This window comes from Paenibacillus riograndensis SBR5, from assembly GCF_000981585.1.
Lineage (GTDB): Bacteria > Bacillota > Bacilli > Paenibacillales > Paenibacillaceae > Paenibacillus_AQ > Paenibacillus_AQ riograndensis.
In genome coordinates this window covers 2,572,368-2,592,613 of sequence record NZ_LN831776.1, presented here as the reverse complement: position 1 = coordinate 2,592,613, position 20,246 = coordinate 2,572,368, and the positions used below count along the sequence as shown (strand labels likewise).

At 51.1% G+C, this 20,246-nt stretch carries 15 protein-coding genes; 1 reads left to right on the top strand and 14 read right to left on the bottom strand.

Annotated elements, in window-relative coordinates; translation table 11 throughout:
- Positions 1 to 24: 24 nt before the first annotated feature.
- From aroF to PRIO_RS10410, 13 genes are all read right to left on the bottom strand, one after another.
- Positions 25 to 1,071, bottom strand: a complete 1,047-nt coding sequence (gene aroF / locus PRIO_RS10465; protein ID WP_039838369.1) for a 3-deoxy-7-phosphoheptulonate synthase — start codon at positions 1,069 to 1,071, stop codon at positions 25 to 27.
- 319 nt (positions 1,072 to 1,390) lie between these two features.
- Positions 1,391 to 2,347: a 4-hydroxy-3-methylbut-2-enyl diphosphate reductase gene (locus PRIO_RS10460; protein ID WP_020432630.1), complete on the bottom strand. Its 957-nt coding sequence runs from the start codon at positions 2,345 to 2,347 to the stop codon at positions 1,391 to 1,393.
- Positions 2,348 to 2,405: 58 nt separating this feature from the next.
- Complete coding sequence (locus PRIO_RS10455) at positions 2,406 to 3,857, bottom strand: sensor histidine kinase (RefSeq protein ID WP_020432631.1); 1,452 nt, start codon at positions 3,855 to 3,857, stop codon at positions 2,406 to 2,408.
- Position 3,858: 1 nt separating this feature from the next.
- Positions 3,859 to 4,548, bottom strand: coding sequence for a response regulator transcription factor (locus tag PRIO_RS10450; protein WP_020432633.1), 690 nt, complete (start codon positions 4,546 to 4,548; stop codon positions 3,859 to 3,861).
- A gap of 124 nt (positions 4,549 to 4,672) precedes the next feature.
- On the bottom strand, positions 4,673 to 6,340 hold the full coding sequence (locus PRIO_RS10445; RefSeq protein ID WP_046502217.1) for a S1C family serine protease: 1,668 nt from the start codon (positions 6,338 to 6,340) through the stop codon (positions 4,673 to 4,675).
- A gap of 688 nt (positions 6,341 to 7,028) precedes the next feature.
- Complete coding sequence (locus tag PRIO_RS10440; protein WP_020432641.1) at positions 7,029 to 7,682, bottom strand: response regulator; 654 nt, start codon at positions 7,680 to 7,682, stop codon at positions 7,029 to 7,031.
- A gap of 57 nt (positions 7,683 to 7,739) precedes the next feature.
- Positions 7,740 to 8,795: a HAMP domain-containing sensor histidine kinase gene (locus PRIO_RS10435; protein ID WP_020432643.1), complete on the bottom strand. Its 1,056-nt coding sequence runs from the start codon at positions 8,793 to 8,795 to the stop codon at positions 7,740 to 7,742.
- Between the two features lie 2 nt (positions 8,796 to 8,797).
- The gene (gene liaF, locus PRIO_RS10430; RefSeq protein ID WP_020432645.1) at positions 8,798 to 9,874 is read right to left on the bottom strand and encodes a cell wall-active antibiotics response protein LiaF; all 1,077 of its coding nucleotides are present in this window, start codon (positions 9,872 to 9,874) and stop codon (positions 8,798 to 8,800) included.
- 260 nt (positions 9,875 to 10,134) lie between these two features.
- Positions 10,135 to 10,272: a hypothetical protein gene (locus PRIO_RS36005; RefSeq protein WP_020432647.1), complete on the bottom strand. Its 138-nt coding sequence runs from the start codon at positions 10,270 to 10,272 to the stop codon at positions 10,135 to 10,137.
- Positions 10,273 to 10,435: 163 nt separating this feature from the next.
- Positions 10,436 to 11,065 carry a 3D domain-containing protein gene (locus PRIO_RS10425; RefSeq protein WP_081487322.1) on the bottom strand — a complete coding sequence of 210 codons (630 nt, stop codon included), beginning with the start codon at positions 11,063 to 11,065 and terminating at the stop codon, positions 10,436 to 10,438.
- A 365-nt stretch (positions 11,066 to 11,430) separates the two neighbouring features.
- On the bottom strand, positions 11,431 to 13,368 hold the full coding sequence (gene thrS / locus PRIO_RS10420; RefSeq protein ID WP_020432649.1) for a threonine--tRNA ligase: 1,938 nt from the start codon (positions 13,366 to 13,368) through the stop codon (positions 11,431 to 11,433).
- Positions 13,369 to 13,834: 466 nt separating this feature from the next.
- Positions 13,835 to 14,005: a type II toxin-antitoxin system antitoxin gene (locus PRIO_RS34780; protein WP_020432651.1), complete on the bottom strand. Its 171-nt coding sequence runs from the start codon at positions 14,003 to 14,005 to the stop codon at positions 13,835 to 13,837.
- 12 nt (positions 14,006 to 14,017) lie between these two features.
- A complete protein-coding gene (locus tag PRIO_RS10410; RefSeq protein ID WP_020432653.1) occupies positions 14,018 to 14,860 on the bottom strand; it encodes an SPFH domain-containing protein in 843 nt (280 codons plus the stop codon).
- Between the two features lie 162 nt (positions 14,861 to 15,022).
- Between PRIO_RS10410 and PRIO_RS10405 the strand changes: the two genes are divergently transcribed.
- Positions 15,023 to 15,205: a hypothetical protein gene (locus PRIO_RS10405; RefSeq protein WP_020432659.1), complete on the top strand. Its 183-nt coding sequence runs from the start codon at positions 15,023 to 15,025 to the stop codon at positions 15,203 to 15,205.
- 630 nt (positions 15,206 to 15,835) lie between these two features.
- Here the strand turns inward: PRIO_RS10405 and PRIO_RS10400 are convergent.
- A complete protein-coding gene (locus tag PRIO_RS10400) occupies positions 15,836 to 20,197 on the bottom strand; it encodes a bifunctional 2',3'-cyclic-nucleotide 2'-phosphodiesterase/3'-nucleotidase (RefSeq protein WP_046502212.1) in 4,362 nt (1,453 codons plus the stop codon).
- Positions 20,198 to 20,246 lie beyond the last annotated feature (49 nt).

The window sequence follows — 20,246 nt, the reverse complement described above, 5'->3', positions numbered from 1 at the left end:
CGGATGCCTTGCTTGCCGCAGCTCTTAAAGGGCGGGAGCTGCCTCAAGCGAATTGGAGAATCTGCGCCCGACAAGCGGTGCCAGCTTCTCCAGATCTCTCAGAAGCTTATCAAACTGCTCAGGGAACAGAGACTGCACGCCATCTCCCGTCATGGAGTTGTCCGGGTCGGTATGCATCTCGATAATCAGACCATTGGCTCCCGCCGCAACCGAAGCCTTGGCCATCGGCTCAACCAGCTCACGCCGGCCTGTGCCATGACTTGGATCGGAAATGACTGGAAGGTGGCTCAGGTTCTGAAGCACAGGAATTGCTGACAGGTCAAGCGTATTGCGTGTGTATGTTTCGAATGTTCGGATTCCGCGTTCGCAGAGCATGACATCGCGGTTGCCTCCGGCCAGAATGTATTCCGCCGCATTCAGCAGCTCATCGTAAGTCGCGCTGAAGCCGCGCTTCAGCAGCACAGGCCGCCCGCAGGTGCCCAGCTTGCGCAGCAGGTCAAAGTTCTGCATATTGCGTGTGCCGACCTGAAGAATATCCGCATGCTCCGCACAAATATCAACATACTCCGGTGTCATTACCTCCGTGATCGTCAAGAGGCCATGGCGTTTACCCGCTTCCGCCATCATCGTGAGGCCTTCCACGCCTACACCCTGGAAGCTGTAAGGACCCGTCCGCGGCTTGAAGGCTCCGCCGCGCAGCACCTGGCCGCCGGAAGCCTTGACCAGACGGGCAATCTCATCGATCTGTTCAGGGGATTCCACGGCGCAGGGCCCGCCCATGATCACCAGATTCTCGCCGCCGATTTTTACACCGCGGATATCAATAACCGTATCCTCCGGGTGGAAGTCACGGCTCGCGAGTTTGTAAGACTTGGAGATCTTCACTACGTTCTCCACGCCTTTCATCTGCCGCAGATGCTCGGCCAGCTTTGGAGTGACTCCGCCCACCAGACCAATCACCGTATGATCCGCACCGCGCGAGAGATGGACCTGCAGGCCTTCCTTTTCAATAACAGCGATAATTTCGTTAACCTGCTCCTGCGGTGTTTGATTGGATGTAATGACGATCATATGATAGCTCCCCTTTTTGGACAAATATTCTTAAATCGGCTATAAATACAACAAAAACACTATTTCGCTACGACGCGTGTACGCTTTTAAGCGCTAAAGTAATTTTAACTCATTCACCCGTATTAGTCAATCCGAAATCAGCCGTATTGTCTGCTTTATGTCCATATTATGGCGGCGCCTCTCTGTTTTCCCTCTAATTCCCTCAGGTAACTTCAGGGTACATTTCCGGATTCCGCCATAGCAAAAAAAGCACGCAGCTCCCAAAAACCGGAAGGCGCGTGCTTTCTACTTAAGGTATAAGTCCGCATGGAAAATCTGATCAGGTAGTGCTTGCGCTCTTGTTCTTCACTGGAGGCAGCAGCTTCGACATGTTCACGGTACGCTTGATCTCCCAGGTCTCAGGGAGGGCGGGATCGTACTGCTCCAGGTAGCTGATGACTTCCTTGGTAATCGGCGTAGGCGTAGATGCCCCGGAGGTTACCCCGACCTTGGTAATTCCCTGCAGCCATTCCGTCTTCAGCTCCGACAGATCGGCAATACGGTGTGCAGGCACACCGGCAATTTCCTCCGACACCTGGGCCAGACGGTTCGAGTTGTTGCTGCGCGGATCGCCGACAACAATGACCAGATCACACTGACCGGCCTGCTCCGCGACCGCTTCCTGGCGCACTTGGGTAGCCATGCAAATCTCGTTATGCACCTCTGCACCGGGGAAAGCTTCCAGCAGCTTCTTCATAATATGCTTGATATCCCACTGGCTCATGGTAGTCTGGTTCGTAATGACGATCCGCGAAGAGGGAATGGACAATCCGGCAATTTCCTCTTCCTTCTCGATCAGATGAACATGCTCAGGCGCAATCCCCACGGCGCCCTCAGGCTCCGGATGGCCTTTCTTGCCGATATAGATAATCTCGCAGCCTTCGGCGACCTTTTCCTTGATAAGGTCATGTGTCTTCGTTACATCCGGGCAGGTGGCATCGACTGTGGTCAGTCCTTTGGCCCGGGCCAGACGGCGAACCTCCGGCGATACGCCATGGGCGGTAAAAATCACCGTACCGCTGTCCACTTTATCCAAAATATCAAGACGGTTGTGGCCGTCCAGCGTAATAATTCCATCGTCCTCAAACGAGTTGGTAACATGGCTGTTGTGCACAATCATGCCCAGTATATAAATCGGCCGGGGCAAATCAAGATTTTGCGCGGCCTGCCGGGCCATCACCATGGCATCGACGACGCCATAGCAATAACCCCGGGGAGAAATTTTGATGACTTCCATGAATTCACCGGCTTTCTGCTGTCGTAGACTGCTGTAATAGGACCTGCCTAATTATACCCTATTCCAGCGGCGGAGCAAAGAGAAGCGGTAGCCAGATGACAAAAGTCGTCCCCTCGCCCTGGCGCGTAACCACCTCGACCGAACCTCCATGCTCATCAATAATCCACTTGGCAATCGACAGCCCGAGGCCGATTCCTTCCGTAATTCCTCTCGATTCATCAGCGCGGTAAAAACGGTCAAAGATATGCGGAACCTCGTCCTTATCCATTCCGATGCCGGTATCGGAGATGCGGATTCCCACCTGGTTCTGATAAAACACAGCGTCCATCGCAACCTCACCGGAAGGAGTGTATTTGAAGGCATTATCAATAAAAATAAATAACATTTGCTGCAGATAATCCTTGTTGCCAACAATATATTTGCCGTTCAAATGTCCGAGATTTCCTACGGACCATTCCGCCTGCCGCGGCAGGAAGGACGCTCTGCGGGCCACTTCGGTCATCATCGGCTCCAGGGCTACCGGTTCAATATCAAACGTCCGGCCGGTATCGGCCCGGGCGAGCGACAGCATATCAGACACCAGGCGGCTCATGCGTTTGGATTCATCGGCGATATCCTTGACCGATTCAATCGAGAGCTGGCGGATCTCCGCTTCTGTCATCCGGCTCTCATCAGGGTTCATTTCCCATATTTTTTGCAGCAGATCAATATTCCCGCGGATGGTTGTAAGCGGTGTCCGCAGCTCATGCGAAGCATCGGACACAAAGCGGCGCTGAGTGGCATAAGAATCCTCAAGCTCTGTATAAAAGCCTTCCATCCGCCCAAGCATGCTGTTGACGGTCTGAATCAGCCGTCCAATCTCATCCTGCGGTCCATCATATACAATCCGCGAGCTGAGGTCGGTTCCCGTCTGAATTCCGTTGGCCGCTTCAATAACCTTGCCGATCGGGCTCATCGCCTTGCGGGCCAGGAACAGGCCGAAGGTGAATGCCGCGATCAGAGTGGCGAAGGAGCCGACGATCAGGATGTTCTTCAGCCTTAGCATTAACCGGTCCTGTTCACCTGTATAGGCAGCCATTTGCAGTACTGCAGCAGGGTTACCGTCGTAACCCGGAATATCGACCGGCCTCTGATAGATTAGAAATGGATTTCCATCATAGCTTGCCCGGACAAAGCCCTGCTGGCTTACAATAGTCTCCTGCTCCGGAACATTAAACCGCAAATTGAATGTCTTCATATTATTATTGGGAATAATCTTGTCAATATCATAAATATACATCTGCGCAAACAGGTTTTGTCCTTCAAGATTTCCGCCTACGAATATATTTGAAGACCCGTCTAAATACGTAACAGGTTGCAGTACTATCTGGCTTGCCTGATTTTTGAGCCGGTCCTTTATATCACCATAAGTATTAAAATACACAAATCCGTAAATTGCGGCTGATAAGGCCAGCAGCATAACGGCCAGAATCCCTGAATACCAAGCAGTCAGCCGCAATCGTATCGACATATTAGTCACCTCTTAGGATGTAACCGGCTCCCCGGATCGTCTGAATCAGTCTTTTGCCGCCGTGCTCCTCGGTTTTCTGGCGAAGCATGGCAATATATACTTCAAGCACATTGGATTCTCCGCTGTAATCATAACCCCAGATTTTATCCATGATCAGATCACGGGACAGCACGCGCTTCGGATTCTGCATAAATAAATGCAGCAGCTCGAACTCCTTCGCTGTCAGCTCCAGACGTTTGCCGCCGCGGGTGACCTCCCGCGAGTCCACATCCAGCGTAATATCCTCGTAGGAGACGGCCTGGTCGGAGCTTCCTCCGCCCTGCTCGCTTTTGCGGCGCAGCAGCGCACGCACACGGGCCAGAAGCTCCTCCAGCGCAAACGGCTTCACCAGATAATCGTCCGCTCCGAGATCCAGACCTTTTACCCGATGCTCAATTTCATCCTTGGCCGTAAGCATGAGAACCGGAACCGTGCTTCCCCCTTCGCGCAGACGCCGGCAGACCTCGAATCCGTCCACCTGCGGCATCATCACATCCAGGACAACGACATCCGGATCACTGTTCAGTACAGCGCGCAAGCCATCGGCTCCGTTCGTGGCCGTTTTTACGTCATAGCCCTCAAAAGCAAGACCCCGGCGCAGCATGGAAATAATTTTTTCATCATCATCAATAATTAGAATATTCGGCCGCATCCAAACAACCCCCATTGTCCAAATCGTATATCTCTATTGTAACATGATTGCTAGCATTAGCAGCCAGTGCAGCAAAAACGGAAGGGTCTCCCCTTCCGCTCTGCACTTCACCGTCCGTTGTCTGTTACTGCTTCTGAGTCTGAGAAGTGTTAAAGTCGTTTTTATTGCCGATAGTTACAGGAAGTTCAAGCGTTTTGCCGTCGCGTACAACGTTGAGCGTGATTTTGTCACCCACTTTGAGGGTCTGGATGTAGGTAATCAAATCCTGGCTGGTTGCATACTTCTTGCCGTTAGCACCTGTGATAATATCGTAAGGGCGCAGATCAGCGGTGTAGGCCGGCGATTTGAAGATGATTTCCGCTACGACGGAGCCTTCTTTTATATCCGTACCCATTTGCTTCGCGACCTCATCGGTAATGGTCATGAGTGATGCGCCAATGAACGGAACTGGTTCTTTAGGAATTTCCTGGTTGGCTTCGAGTTTGTCAACAACCTCTTTAATGGTATTTACCGCAATGGCAAAACCAATACCTTGAGAATCCGTGCTTACGGCTACGTTCATTCCGATAACCTGGCCATTCAGATTAAGCAGCGGGCCGCCGGAGTTACCAGGATTGATGGATGCATCTGTTTGAAGCAGGTTTTTGTAGTTGCGGGTGCCGCTGCCGTCTTCTTCGTTGATGTCAATGCTGCGGTTTTTGGCGCTGAGCACACCAGCCGTAACGGTATGGTCAAAACCCTGCGGGTTCCCGATAGCCACCACTTCAGAGCCGACCTTGATGCTGTCAGAATCGCCAAGCTGTACGGTCGGGAAGTTTTTGCCTTCAATCTTCAGCACCGCCAAATCCAGATCCTTGCTGTAGCCGAGCAGCTTGGCTTCATATGGCTTAGTATTGCCATCTACAGTTACCTGAATTACATCTGCGTTGTCAACTACATGCTGGTTGGTCAAGATATACCCTGCGGAGTCATAGATAAAGCCTGTTCCGATTCCGAAAGGTGTGAGCTGGGAAGAATTCGCGCCGGAATTCGAGTCTGAATTCGAGTCCGACCCTGAGCCGGAAGAACTGTTGCCGCCAAATTGATCACCGAAGAAAAACTGTGAAAACGGATCGCTAAAATTTGGATTGGTTGAGTTTCGGCGGGAGCTTGTTTTCACCAAAGTTTCAATCTTGACGACTGCCGGTCCAACGGAATCCACTACCTTCGAAGCATCCGTTGTGCCTGTGAGCAGCGAAGTTGTCGTGGTTGCAGGTGTGACATCCGCGCTGCCGTTAGCCGTCTTCGCCGCAGTGTTCGATACAGTTGCCGTAGTAACCGGGTCCCCCGTGAACCAGTTGCCGCGATCGGCCATGAACATGGAACCGGAGAGAACCACCATACCGGCCAGAAAAGAGAGCAGCACCGCTTTTACCGGCTTCTTCGGTTTGTGGTTATACTGCCAGCCGTTGCCGCCGTCCGCTCCATTCCCGCCGCTGCCGCCCCGTCCGCCATTGCCGTCAAATCCGGTTGTGCGGATCGAGGTGCTGTACGGTACCGGTCTGACCGGCTGTGGAGGCGTAACCTCTACATGTTCCGGTTCCCGGCGGCTATAGTGCTGCGGATCATCCGGGTTCATCTCATCTTTGTTAAGCGATTTGAAAGGTCCGTAAGAGTAATAGTAGGAAGAGCCGGATTCAGTAGATTCATTATTATTGCTGCTGCTATTGCTATCCCATTCCCGCTCCGGCGAGGGTTCATTATCACGATTAAAGTTGTTTTCGCGGCCATAGTTGTTTTTGTTATCGTCCATGTTTATCTTTCCTCCCGCACCTTGCGCTATCCGGCAAGGGTTAATTTGTTTTCTTGGTCTTATTTTGTACTTTAAACCTTAAGGTCACATTAAAAACAATTTAAACGGAGATAAAAGATAAATAGGGTTACGGGAACCCGTGTGTCAGGCTGCACCGCTGTTAAACTCGTGTTCCTTTGAATTGACCCTGCGGGTGGAACACGAGTTTAAAGGCGGCCGTAAACTTTCCGCTCTTACCACACGGGCCCCTTGCAGGGTAGCAGAGATCCGATATTCGCTATGATATTCGCGAATGGAAGCGAAAAAAGGCCCGAGCGCACAAAACGCGCCGGACCCTTAATTGTATTTCGTACATTTAAAATAGTGGATGTTGTCGCATCCCAAAGGTTAATTGTATTTGGTACACTTATTTTTGCGAAAAAGCATGGAAGTCAGCCTTTGACCCAAAGTTAGTTGTACAAAATACAGTAAAAATGAAATCATTGCCTCATTCACTCGAAATAGCTGTATGAAGTGCAGTTAGGCCTTTTTCCAGTTAGGTCAGGTCAAGTAGTTACCTATAAACTATTCGCGCAAATTGCTCTATTAGTAGAGTGAACTTAAGAATTCAACCTGCTGCATTGGCGAAATCCTTGATCCATGAGGGTTTCAAACAATCAACTGGTAATTATACTAAGTTTCAGCATATTCAACCCTGCGCCCAGCCTTTGCGGTGGGCATATATCGCCAGTTGGGTACGGTCATCCAGCTCGCATTTCATCAGCAGGTTGCTGACATGCGTTTTTACGGTTTTGATGCTGATATGCAGTTCCTCGCCGATATCCTTGTTGGTCTTGCCTTCAGCAATGAGCAGCAGCACTTCCTTCTCCCGTTCCGTAAGGCCGGAGGAATCTCCCTGCACCGTCCGCTGGCGGATACCCCGGGTAAGGGCCTGGGACACATCGCCGGTCATAACCGGCATGCCGCGGAATGCGCCTTGCAGCGCGTAGATCAGCTCCTCTGCCGAGACGGTTTTGAGCACATAGCTCACCGCCCCGGCTTCAATGGCATCCACGACAAGATCATCCTCCAGGAAGCTGGTAAGAATGACGATTTTGAGGCCCGGAAATTCGGCCAGTACAGCCCGGGTAGTCTCTGCGCCGTTCATCACCGGCATCATCAGGTCCATCAGCACCAGGTCAGGCAGCGCCTCCTTCCCCCAGTTCCGGAGCATATTGAGCGCTTCCTGCCCGTTCGCCGCCTCTCCGATGACTTCGAACATCGGGTCCAGCATAAGATATGTTTTAAGGCCCATCCGGACCATATCATGATCATCAACAAGCAGAACTTTAATGATACTCATGTTTATCCTCCTCAGAGTTTTATGGAGCTGCCAGCATATCTCTTCAGGCTCTCATGGTCAGCCCTCGGCCGCACTGGCGCTCTCCGGCTCCGGACCGCCCTGCAAAAATTTGGGTATATGTACGCGGATCGTGGTCCCCGCCCCCTTGCGGCTGATGATTTCCACCTGTCCGCCGAGCTTCTCCGCCCGTTCCCGCATCGTTGTCAGCCCGTAGGAGCCTTGCTTATGCTGCACATGCTCGAAGCCCTGGCCGTCATCGCTGATGCTCAGCACCACTTGTCTCGGCACTTCGCGCAGCGACAGACTGACCATACGCGCGCCTGCATGCTTGACGATATTCGCCATCGATTCCTGTATGATCAGGAACAGCTGATGCTCAATCGCTTCGGACAGCTCACCCTGCAGCTCAAGCTCCTTCACGCCTTTAAGTCCATTCTGACGGCAGTAATCCGGGAACCATTTCTCCAGCGCTTCAAAAAGATTGCGCCCCTCCAGTTCCACCGGCCGAAGCTGGGCAATCAGGGCTCTCATCTGCTTCTGGGCCATTTGGGACATGGTAATCAGCTGATCCATAACGGTCTTGCCGTGCTCTGCGTTCCGTTCCAGCACTTTAGGCAGCGAAGAAGCGGACATATGAATCGCGAACAGCTGCTGGCTCACCGTATCATGCAAATCCCGGGCCATACGCCTGCGCTCTTCAAGTACCGCACTCTCCGCTGCCTTTTCCTTCTCGATCACTTCCTGCTCGCCCAAACGCTGCAGCAGCTGCATTTTATTCTCCACCGTGTCCATCATCATGTTGAATTCGTGGTACACTCTGGTAAAAGACTGGTCGTCGCTCTCAGGCATCCGGACCGAAAGATTGCCTTTGGCTACCTGAAGCATATTCAGGTCCAGAAGATCAATCCGCCGCTGAATCCGCTGGCCCGCCATATACCCGACAATAACCGTGAACAGTACAATCCCCGCGCAGAGATACAGCCACATGCGGTAATCCTGAACCTCGATATAGCCCAGGCATGTTCCGGCATACATAAGTCCAGCGGTTACACCGCCGCTAAGAAGAAAATACACCAGCAGCATCCATTTGGTATTGCTCAGCAATTTCACCATGCCTAACCTACCGTTTTGATTTTGATGTCGCCGATGAAGGCACTGACATTAATGCGGACTTTTTTGCCGGCTTCCTTATAATAAGGGGTCTTGCATTGAACATTGCTCATAAACCCGCTCCGTGATTGTTCCAGAACCTGCATGTCTCCGATAAAAGAGCTGCTGTTGACCTTAACTCCCAGATTCATGTCTTCCGGCACGTAGACCTTGATGTCCCCTACAAAAGCAGAGATATTAATCTTGGTCTCCCCGTAAGGAATCTGCGCATTGGTCAGATCCAGCACGGTGTCGCCGATGAACTGCGAAATATTCGTATTTTTGAGCTGGAAATGGTCCTTGCCCATATGAACATCCCCGATAAAAGCGGAGCGGTGCGTCGTTTCCTTAGCATCATCCGTATCGTTAAATCTGCCATGCCATTCGCCATGCCGGCGGGCGTGGCGCTCGTGACGCTCCTGGCGTCTGCGTTCGTGCCGCTCATGCTTTTCCTGCCAGCGTGAATCTGCCGAAGAGCGGATATGCCCGTTGTCCTCATCCTCGTCCTCATCATCCTTCTGCAGATACTCGTTCCAATCCCGCTTGCCCTCAGGCTTGCCGAATTTCTGCTCGAACTGCTCATCGAGTGTGGATTCAAGAGGCTTGGGAGGTTCCACATCGAAAGAGCTTTTCCCGGGTCCCGGAGGATAAAAAGTTGGCGGTGCTGGCGGTGCCGGAGGAACGGGAGGAGTATGGTTCCGCGGTTTGAAGATGACATACAGCCCCCCGCCGATCAGCATAACGGGTATCAGCAATTTGAAGAAATCACCTGCCGATACATAGAACCAATCCAGGTTGCGGCCCAGGAAAAACACCCCAAGCGCGAGATAAAAGAAGCCCCAAAACACAGATGATCCCTTGCCGTGGTCATTGGTGGACAGAAAATTCTGTACACCCATAACAATAAGAATAACCGGCCAATAATCGGCGAACAAAGAACCTGCGTTGAAATCCGTGTACCCCATCTGCCTAAGCAGAAACATCGCTCCCAGTCCAATCAGGATCAGCCCCCCGAGGATCTGGCTGGTGAATCGTCTTTTCATCCTTCATTTCCCCTTTATATTGATGTAGCTCACTTCGTTCAATCTTATAGCCTTAGTCTACAGGAACAGGCGGCCGGAGAACAGCGCCGGGAGAAGGAAACTTGACTCAGTCTCTGGACTGAGTAGTTTGGGAAATAAAGTAAATTTTTAGCGCAATAAAAAGGCCGCCCCGCCGCTCAGGAACTGAACGGGATCGGGACAGCCGATTAAATAGCAGATGCAATTCGAAAGCTATTGCTCCAAAAGCCTAGACAACAGCATTACTGCTGTGGTTTTTGGACCGGTTTGGCAATGCTTTGCTTCGATGCGCCGTCATTTTCAACAGCAAACTCAGCATTGAATTTTTCATTAGGTGTTTTATAGTTTTCTTGGACCTTTGGTTTTTTAGAAGTAGCCACGGAACTCACCTCCCTTGTCTCTTGGCAGCCTGATTTCAGATTGCGTCCGAGATTCTAACGAAAGAGGCTTTGCTTTGCCCCAGTCCGTATTATGAGTAGGGCAAGGCATTATTATTCATGACTAAGTGAAATAAAATTCATACTGCCGGTGTATACGGCGAATCTAAATGACTTCCTCCAGCAGATCCTGCGGAATGGCATTATAAGTTTGGATGGCCTGTCCCAGACTCTTCAGCATGTTCTCGGTACATTTTCCGTTCCCCCGCTTAATGAGCTGAACCACTACCGTCTTTTTACCCCACTCCTTATAGACCTGCTTGGTGGTGCTAAAATAAAGATCGATCTTCCGGCCTTTAATGGCCGAACCTGTATCCGCTACAACCGCATAGCCATAGCCGGGTATATACAGCACGCTGCCAAGCGGAATTACTTTCGGGTCGGCGGCAATGGTCGATACGGCATTTTTATCCCGGCGGACTTTGACACCTGAATAGGTGATGCCGTACTCCGGATGTTTTGCGGTTTTACCTGTAGACTCATAACCTGCTGTATAACCTGTAGCCGTTACTTTTAAAGAAGAGATAATCTGCTCCGGCGCAGGTGCCGCTACCTGAATGGATGCAGGCCGCAGCGGCTGCTTCGCCGATGGCTGGACTGCCTGTGGAGCTGCCCGATGCCCGGGAGCCTGAGCCGCTGCCGGCCGGCCCGATTGGGCGAGCGCCTCCGAACGGGAAACCCCTCTGGAAACGGACTCCCCCTGAGCGTACAGCGCGGCTTGGCCAACCGCAAGCATGTCATTCCGAGCATGACTGCTGGCACTGCTGAACGGTACAGCATCCTTTGTATATTGCGGATCAAGTGACTTTGTTGTACTGCTTAGCTGATTTGCAGTGTCTCCCGTCCCGTTAGCTTCCACCCGCTTGCGCCCAAAATCAGGATAGACTCCGGCAGCAGTCAGCAAAAGTACAATAGTGACGAAAAGACACCAAAACCTCTGGCATAAGCCCATTTTGTTCATTAGTTAAACCTCCCCCTATTAGCGAAGGTTTCCCGTTTCACAAAATTTTATACCTGCAGCCGTAAGGTAACGGACGCAGGGGGCATATGACAGAGGCTTATAAATGGCAATAACACTATCAGGATGTCTGCGGCAGCAGCTTAGATTACACGCTCCGCAACTTCCTTAACCAATGTGGCGATGACTTCCTGCAGCGGCTGGGCACCGATATCGCCTTCGCCGCGTTTGCGGATCGAAACGCTTCCCGCGTTCATCTCGTTTTCCCCGACCACGAACATATAAGGCAGCTTCTCCAGCTGTGCTTCCCGGATCTTGTAGCCCATTTTCTCGTTGCGCAGGTCCACTTCGGCCCGGATTCCGCTGGCCAGCAGCTTTGCTTCAACATCCTTGGCGTAATCATCAAATGCCGAGGATACCGGAATGATCTTCACCTGCTGAGGGGACAGCCAGAGCGGCAGGGAACCGGCAAAGTTCTCCAGCAGGAAGGCTACAAAACGTTCCATGGTACCGAGGATACCGCGGTGAAGCACGACCGGACGGTGCTTTTGGCCATCATCGCCGACATACTCCAGCTCAAAGCGCTCAGGAAGCAGGAAGTCGATCTGTACGGTGGACAATGTTTCTTCTTTGCCCAGCGCCGTCCGGATCTGCACGTCCAGCTTCGGACCGTAGAACGCGGCTTCCCCATCCGCTTCAAAGAACGGCAGGCCGGCTTCTTCAGCCACTTCGCGCAGCATCCGCTGTGCAGTCTCCCACATTTCATCGTTCTGGAAATATTTCTCGGTATCCTGCGGATCGCGGTAGGACAAGCGGAAACGGTAATCGTGAATACCGAAATCGCTGTATACCCGCTTGATCAGATCCAGCACACGGGTGAACTCGCTCTTAATCTGGTCCAGACGGCAAAAGATATGGGAATCGTTCAGCGTCATGGAGCGCACGCGGTGCAGACCTGTCAACGCGCCGGACATCTCATAGCGGTGCATCGTGCCAAGCTCAGCGATACGGATCGGCAGATCGCGGTAGCTGTGCATCGAGCTTTTATAAATCATCATATGATGCGGGCAGTTCATCGGGCGGAGGACGAATTCTTCAGTATCGATCGTCATCTTGGGGAACATGTCTTCCTGGTAATGCTCCCAGTGCCCGGAAGTTTTGTACAGCTCCACGTTGCCAAGCACCGGAGTGTATACATGCTGATAGCCTAGGCTGGCTTCCAGATCGACGATATAACGTTCCAGAATACTGCGCAGCTTTGCGCCTTTGGGCAGCCAGATCGGCAGACCCTGGCCTACCAGCTGGTTGAAGGTGAAGATTTCCAGCTCTTTGCCGAGCTTCCGGTGGTCGCGCTTCTTGGCTTCCTCCAGCAGACGCAGATGCTCATCGAGCTGTGCCTTTTTGATCCAGGCTGTTCCGTATACCCGTTGAAGCATCTTGTTCTTGCTGTCGCCGCGCCAGTAAGCTCCGGCTACATTCATCAGCTTGAATACTTTGATCTTCGCTGTGGAAGGGACATGCGGACCGCGGCAGAGGTCAAAGAACTCTCCCTGCTCATAAATCGTGATCACACTATCCTCAGGCAGCGCCTCGATCAGCTCCAGCTTATACGGATCACCCAGCTCGCCGAAACGCTCCAGCGCTTCCTTGCGGCTGACCTCTTTGCGGATAATCGGCAGATTCTCGGATACGATACGTTCCATTTCCTTCTCGATCTTCAGCAGATCCTCCGGATTCAGCGGGTGCTCCAGATCCATATCATAGTAGAAGCCGTCTTCGATTACCGGACCTACCCCCAGCTTAACCTCCTTGGTTCCGAACAGGCGCCGTACCGCCTGCGCCATCAAGTGGGCAGTACTGTGGCGCATCACTTCGAGGCCTTCCGGCGAATCCAGGGTCACGATCTCCACCAGCGCACCTTCCTGCAGCGGCGTTGCCAAGTCTACAACAACCCCGTTCAGCTTGCCTGCTGCCGCATTCTTGCGGAGCCCGCTGCTGATCGAAGCCGCTACATCGTCAATGCTGCTGCCATCCGCGTATTCCCGGACCGAGCCGTCCGGAAGCTTAATATTTACCGACATGATTATTCCCCCTGAAAGTTTTGTGAGGATCGAAAGCCTTAGTTTTGCGAGCCAATACATACAAAAAACACCCGTCCCGCAAAGGGACGAGTGATTGCACCCGTGGTTCCACCCAAATTCGATTCCGAGCCTTCAAGAATCCTTCATCAGCATGGGAATAACGGCCATGAACCGGCGGTTCTTACTATCCCTGCAGGCTGTCCGCAGACAGCACCCTGGAGTTCATAACCGCAGCTACAAAGGGGTAGATCGGTTACCGGATACCGGAGGAAATCGCAGCCTGAAGTTCCCTCTCTCTGAAGCGGTCCTATAGTAACAATCCCTATCTTCGTCAACGCTGTTAACATGAATCATGTGTAATTATAATTCTGCCTCCGGCGTTCCGTCAAGTCAATCCCTTCAATTATCATCCGCAATACCACCGCCAAAAAAATTCAGGGCAGAAGCCGCCTTCTGCCCTGCCACTCTATTCTTCCCGGCGTTTCCGTTCAGGCAAGCGGCCTGCGCGCTTCAAAGCCTCACGCAGCAAATACTCGATATGTCCATTTACGCTGCGAAATTCTTCTCCCGCCCACCGTTCCAGCGCTTCGTGCAGTTCGGGATCGATCCGCAGCGGGAAGCTCTTCTTGGCCGCCATGATGAACCGTCCTTAGTATAACGAGCCGGCGTTAATGACCGGACTCGCTCCGCGCTCGGACACAATCGCTACCATCAGATTGTTAATCATCGCCGCCTTGCGTTCTTCATCAAGCTCTACTACACCGCTCTCTTTCAGCTGGCGGATCGCCATATCCACCATGCCGACGGCACCCTCAACAATAATCTGCCGTGCGGACAGGATGGCGGAAGCCTGCTGGCGCTGCAGCATGGTGCTGGCGATTTCAGTCGAATACGCGAGATGCGTCAGGCGCGCCTCAATGACTTCAACACCGGATAAGGAAAGACGCTCCTGCAGCTCCGCTGCCAGCTCCTTGGCGATTTCATCTGAATTCGCCCGCAGGGACATCCCGGACTCGTTAAAATTGTCGTAAGGATACCGGCTGGCCACATGCCGCAGCGCTGTCTCGCTCTGAATTTCTACAAAAGCCATATATTTGTCTACATCAAACAGCGCTTTGGCCGAATTGACAACCTTAAATACGATAACTGCAGCAATCTCAATCGGGTTCCCCTCGACATCATTTACCTTCAACTTCACACTGTTGAAATTACGCACCCGCAGGGATACGGTCTTGCGGATACTGAACGGAATGACGGCAAAGAGTCCGCTGTTGACAATGGTACCGACATATTTACCAAAAAAGGTAACCACGACTGACTTATTCGGCTGTACTACCGTAATACTCGTACAAAGCACACCGGCTAAGACGAACAGGATTACGGGAACTGCAGCATAATCATAAACTGCACCATAAATCCCCCCTGCCACACAGATGGCAATAAGCGCAATAACCAAAAAACCGCTGACCGGATGCAATGTTCTTTCTTTCATGAAAGGCACCTCCATAAGATATGTATTTGATATAATTATGATATCACTTTTGGATATGAATGTAAACCTAAAAATCACTGCATATTTGCCCGTTTTCTTTTATACTACAAAACTATCAAAGGCTATATTCAATACTACTAATGAAGAAGGAAGTGGAAACACATGAGTGTTAAGGAACAGGTATACGATATTATTAAGGCATCGGAAACTCCGCTCAGCGCAGGCGAGGTTGAAAAGCTGTCCGGTCTGGAACGCAAAGCCATCGACAAGGCATTCACCGAGCTGAAAAAAGAAAATGCGATTGTTTCCCCGATCCGCTGCAAGTGGGAAGCTGCCGTTAAGTAACGCAAACCATATTCCTACCTGTCAAGTAGAAACGGCTACGCCGTACTTGACTGGAAAAGGAAGCCGTTTTGGATTTCAGTTTAGCGTTGCCTTGGGAATACTTTATGAACCCTTTGGCAATTCCAGGTGGAAAAAGGGTAACTAATTTGCTTGGGCACCCTGTTCTCCGCAGGTGAAGTGGAAAAAGGACCACTAATTCAGCTCATTTCGCTCCTGACGGAGGAATATGTCCCAATTAAGTTTCCTTTTTCCACTTAAATTTCATAATTGTTCATTTTAAGGAGAAATAAGTTCCCTTTTTCCAACTTAGCACTTGCGAAGCTCTAACAACGGCATTTCTGCCGTTCTTTCCGGGCAAACCGCCCTTCGCCGTATTCTGCCACCGCGTTACAAATTCACCCTTGCAGGTGCTCCTGAGTCCGAATCAGCAGGAAAATTAGTCTTTTCCGCAAGCAGAAACGGCTTCGCCGTCCCTTAAAAGGACGGTATCGTTTCAGCGAGAATATAAGGATGATTTGTAGCGTGAAACATATAATTTCTGGCGTAATATTTACAAAAAAGAGCTCCGTTGCCATCAACTCGATGGGCGGAGCTCTTTTTCAGATTATGACTTCATTTCATATTTACAGCTTAGGAAGCCTTCTTCTCCAGCATACGGTAAATGATCACCGCAGCCTGGGCACGGGTAGCATCGCTCTTCGGTGCGAATTTCTGTCCATCCACCCCGTTGACAATGCCTAGCTGTGTAAGCTGTGCTACAGCCTCTTGAGCATAGGATGCGATCTTCGACTTGTCGCCAAAGCCGGCCAATGCAGATGCTGTGTCGATAGACTGCAATTGATCCTTAAGTGCAGCCGCGATCATAAGCGCCATTTCTTCACGGGTCACTTCACGGCCCGGCTCGAACTTGCCGTTGCCGGAGCCTTTTACAATACCGGCGTTAACAGCAGCAGCAATGGCATCGGTATACCATACCCCTTGCTTCACATCGCTGAATTTGGTGCTTGCTCCTGAAGGAGCAAGGTCCAGTGCACGAACCAGCATCGTTACAAATTCTGCGCGAGTTACTGTTTTGTTCGGTGCGAAGTTTTTGCCGTCTATTCCTTTAATAATTCCCTTGGCCGCCAAAGCGTTGATGGCCTCTTGAGCCCAAGCCACTTTGCCCAAATCCTCAAAAGTGATTACAGGCGTTGCTGTAGGGGCAGGAGTTGCCGTTGCAGCCGGTGCAGGTGTTGCCGTTGCAGTTGGTGCAGGCGTAGCCGTAGGTTTTGGCGTTGCTGTTGGGGCAGTCCCTCCTCCGCCTCCGCCGCCTTGACCCGGAGCAGGTGTTGAAGCTGTCAGATTATTCGTAATCCGGCCTTCAATCGCGGCTGTAATCGGGCCGCCCTTAAACGTCTTCTTAACGTAATCATAGAAAACATCCAGGTCAATCGGACCTGCCAGGGATTCACTGGCTTTGGTCAGTACACTATAGTTGTCGCCGCCCGCAGCCATGAAGTTATTGACCACTGCCGTGTAGCTTTGTGTCATGCTGATCGGTGTTCCGTCCGTTTTGGTCAGGCTGGCAATCCGGTCAGCCACCGGCAGGTACATATTTGCAGTATATTTCAGACCGGAGATCTGAAGGGTTTTGGTGTCAGCCGTTCCGTCAGCTTTGGTTCCCCATTGCTGCTGAAGCAGGGTCTTGATCTGCTCACCGGTCAGCGTCAGCTTCACCAGCGTGTTGCCGAATGGCTGGACCTTCGCCAGGTCGCCAAAAGATACATTGCCTTTCGGAAGATCGGCGCGGATGCCACCCGGATTCATGAAGGCGAAATCAGCAGAGCCTTTGCCGTCACCGAAATCGGCTTGGCGCATTGCGTCGGCAATCAGGTTGCCGAGATTGGATTCATTATTGTAAGCGTCTGTACGGGTAATCGTACCATCTGTAGTTCCCACAGGCTTGGTTAGCTCCGGATGCTTGTTCAGGTAGTAGTTAACCAAGTCTTGGGTTTCCTTATCCGGTGTCACATTTTTTTGAATCGTGCTGGTAACCGTAGCGGATTTGCTCTTAACATCTTGTGTTATTGGATCAATAACCAATTTGATGTCTTCAAATGCCGTTCCGTAGGAATAAGCCTGAACAATCAGCTTGTTGTTTACGATCGCGTTGGCAAATCCATGATTGTCGCCTGCTACCACAACGTCAACCGGAGAATCCGCAGGAAGAGCTTTTGCCAAATCAGCCGCTTCGCCCGTTGTCGAATCACCTTTGGTTGTCGCCGGATCATGGGCAAGAACAACGATAGTCTGCACACCTTTCTTTTGCAGCTCGGCAGCGTACTTTTCAATCGCTTCAACTTCTTCACTTGCACTTAGGAATTTCACACCGGCTGTGCCGGCTGGAGATACTTTGCTTGGAGTGGCTTTGGTAACCACACCGATAAATCCGATTTTTACGCCGCCCACTTCTTTGATGACGTAAGGGTTGATAATCGGCACTCCAGTGGAGCTGTCGATCGCATTGGCATTGATATAGTCAAAATCAGCGCCTTTATGAACGATACTGGTGTTATTGATGGTCTTTGGATCTTTACCGCCATAAATCTGTGTCTTCATGGATTCAACGCCCTGGTCAAATTCATGATTACCCAGAGAACCCACGTCGAATTTCATCAGGTTCATCCATTCCATCGTCGGCTCGTCACGTTCCAGCGAGGATACGGGAGCGGATGCACCTACAGAGTCACCGTTGTGGAACAGCAGAGAATTGGCATATTGGGAACGGGTATTTTTCAAGTAAGCTGCGAGAGTTGCAGCAGTACCCACAGCATCACTGCCTACATAGGAAGTTGTATCCAATTGGCCATGGAAATCATTGATTCCCAGTAGGTGAACCTCAACATCTCCGGTTGGAGCTGGAACGTTTTGTTTTAGGTTGAGATTGTAAATTTCAAACCCTTTGATATCTTTATTTCCTGTGTCTGTAACATTGTCAGGTTTAACAGCCGCAGCCTTTGGAGAAGATGTGAAAGTCACGTTGACATTACCTTGGATTGGAGCGATCGACCAGTTGTTGTCAGCTGTCGGATTCACTGTTCCGGCTGCACTGATATAATCCATCAGAACTTGACGGTTTTCCATTTGAGAATCAATAATCATCTGCGCACCTTTAACATCCGGGAAGTTCCCGCCGCCGCTTGCACGGTAGTTATTGGTAACAACGATGAAGTCCTGTTCAGGATTCAAAGGTTCGTTGCCATAGGTAATGGAAGTCACACGGCTGGAAGAAGCATCATTAACCGTTCCATCCGGCTTGTACTTCGCATTTTTGGTTACGTCAATTGTATATTGGATACCATCGATGACATCAAAGTTGTAGACAGCGAATGCCGAATTCAAGAGCGGCTGTGGAGTGGAGATGGCTGGCTTGATGCGGTTGAACGCACCTGCACTCATCTCAACCCATTCCTTCACAGTCGAACCCTTGACCACAATCGCTTTTAGTGTGTTGTCATAGAGATACAGGTCACTTGCACTGGCAATCGTCAGGTCGCCTGCTTTGATTTCAGTATATTCCTCAGGCCCGTTGCGTCCCGCTTTGAACGGTGCACCTACGCTGAGAATCGGCAGGTTTTTATACTTGGCCAACGCAGCATCGGTATTGACCAAATTCGAAACATACTGCTGCTGGGCATAGGTTACGATCTGAACGGTCGGATCATCCTGTACCAGAGCAAAATAGCTGTTCATTGGCGCAATGGTTGTGCCCAATGGCTGATTTACATATTCGATTGTGGCAGCATGGGCAGCTCCGGCCACCGCATCAATAGCAGGATCAACTTCTACACCAGCAATGGAGCGTGTCGAGGCCTTCGAAGCTGCCTTGTCCACTTTCCAACTGCTGCCGTCGGAAACAATCTTCAAATCGATCAGACCCAAATTCCCCCCGCCATAACCCGCTTGAACTGCCGGAGTGTCATTGATATGCCCGTTGACATTATCAATCTTGGCCACAGCGGAATCATAAGGCTTCTTGGTAGCTGGATCCTTGAAGGAAGCATCCAATTTGGTGTCATCCCCGTTCGTAGGGAACACCTTATGCGTATGGGAAAAGGTGATGGCGTCAATGCCTGGAACCTTGCTCAGAGCATTAATGTCATTCTCCGAGCCGTCTCCAATAACCGCTGCGGCATCAAAACCAGTGTGGGCCATTGCGATGACAACATCGGCGCCTTTCGCCTTCATTTCAGGAACAAATTTTGCCGCAGTTTCAGCAATATCCTTGGTGATCACCCGGCCTTCAAGGTTCACCTTGTCCCAATCCATAATTTGCGGAGTTACCAGACCCAGGAGGCCTACATCAATCGTTACCTCATTGCCTTGGCTGTCGGTCACCTTTTTAGGAATAATAACATACGGTTCAAACGTATTTTTGCCATCGGAAACATTATAGATATTCGCATTTACATAAGGAAAATCCGCATCTGTATTTGATTTATCGGCTGCACTTCCGTTGATCGTGCGGTCCAGATAGTTCAATCCATAGTTGAATTCATGATTGCCAAATGTCGCAGCATCATATTTCATTACGTTCATCGCAGCGATAAGAGGATGAATCTGGTCAGCGCTTTCTTCAAAACCCGATTCCTTCGCCATGTAGGTCCCGAGCGGAGTTCCCTGGATCAAATCACCGTTGTCGAGCAGGAGATTGTTCGGTTGCTCGGTTCGTGCTTCCTTTACCAGTGTTGATGTGCGGTCCAGTCCTACTGAAGCGGAAACCGCATTTTTGAAGTAGTCCCACCCGTATACATTCGTGTGAACATCCGTGGTGCTCATCAAACGCAGATTAATTGTCCCCGGAGTTCCCGGATCAACTGCTTCAGCGCCTGCGGCTTCTGCCTTGCCCGCTCCCAAAACCGGAACTGCAAAAACTCCGCCCAGCACTTGTGCTGCCAGAACGGTGGTCGCCAATATAGAAGCTATCGGCTTGTTCCATCTTCTTTCTCCCATAAGTCAGATATCCTCCCCATATGTTTCGTATTCCTACTTATGCTGACCG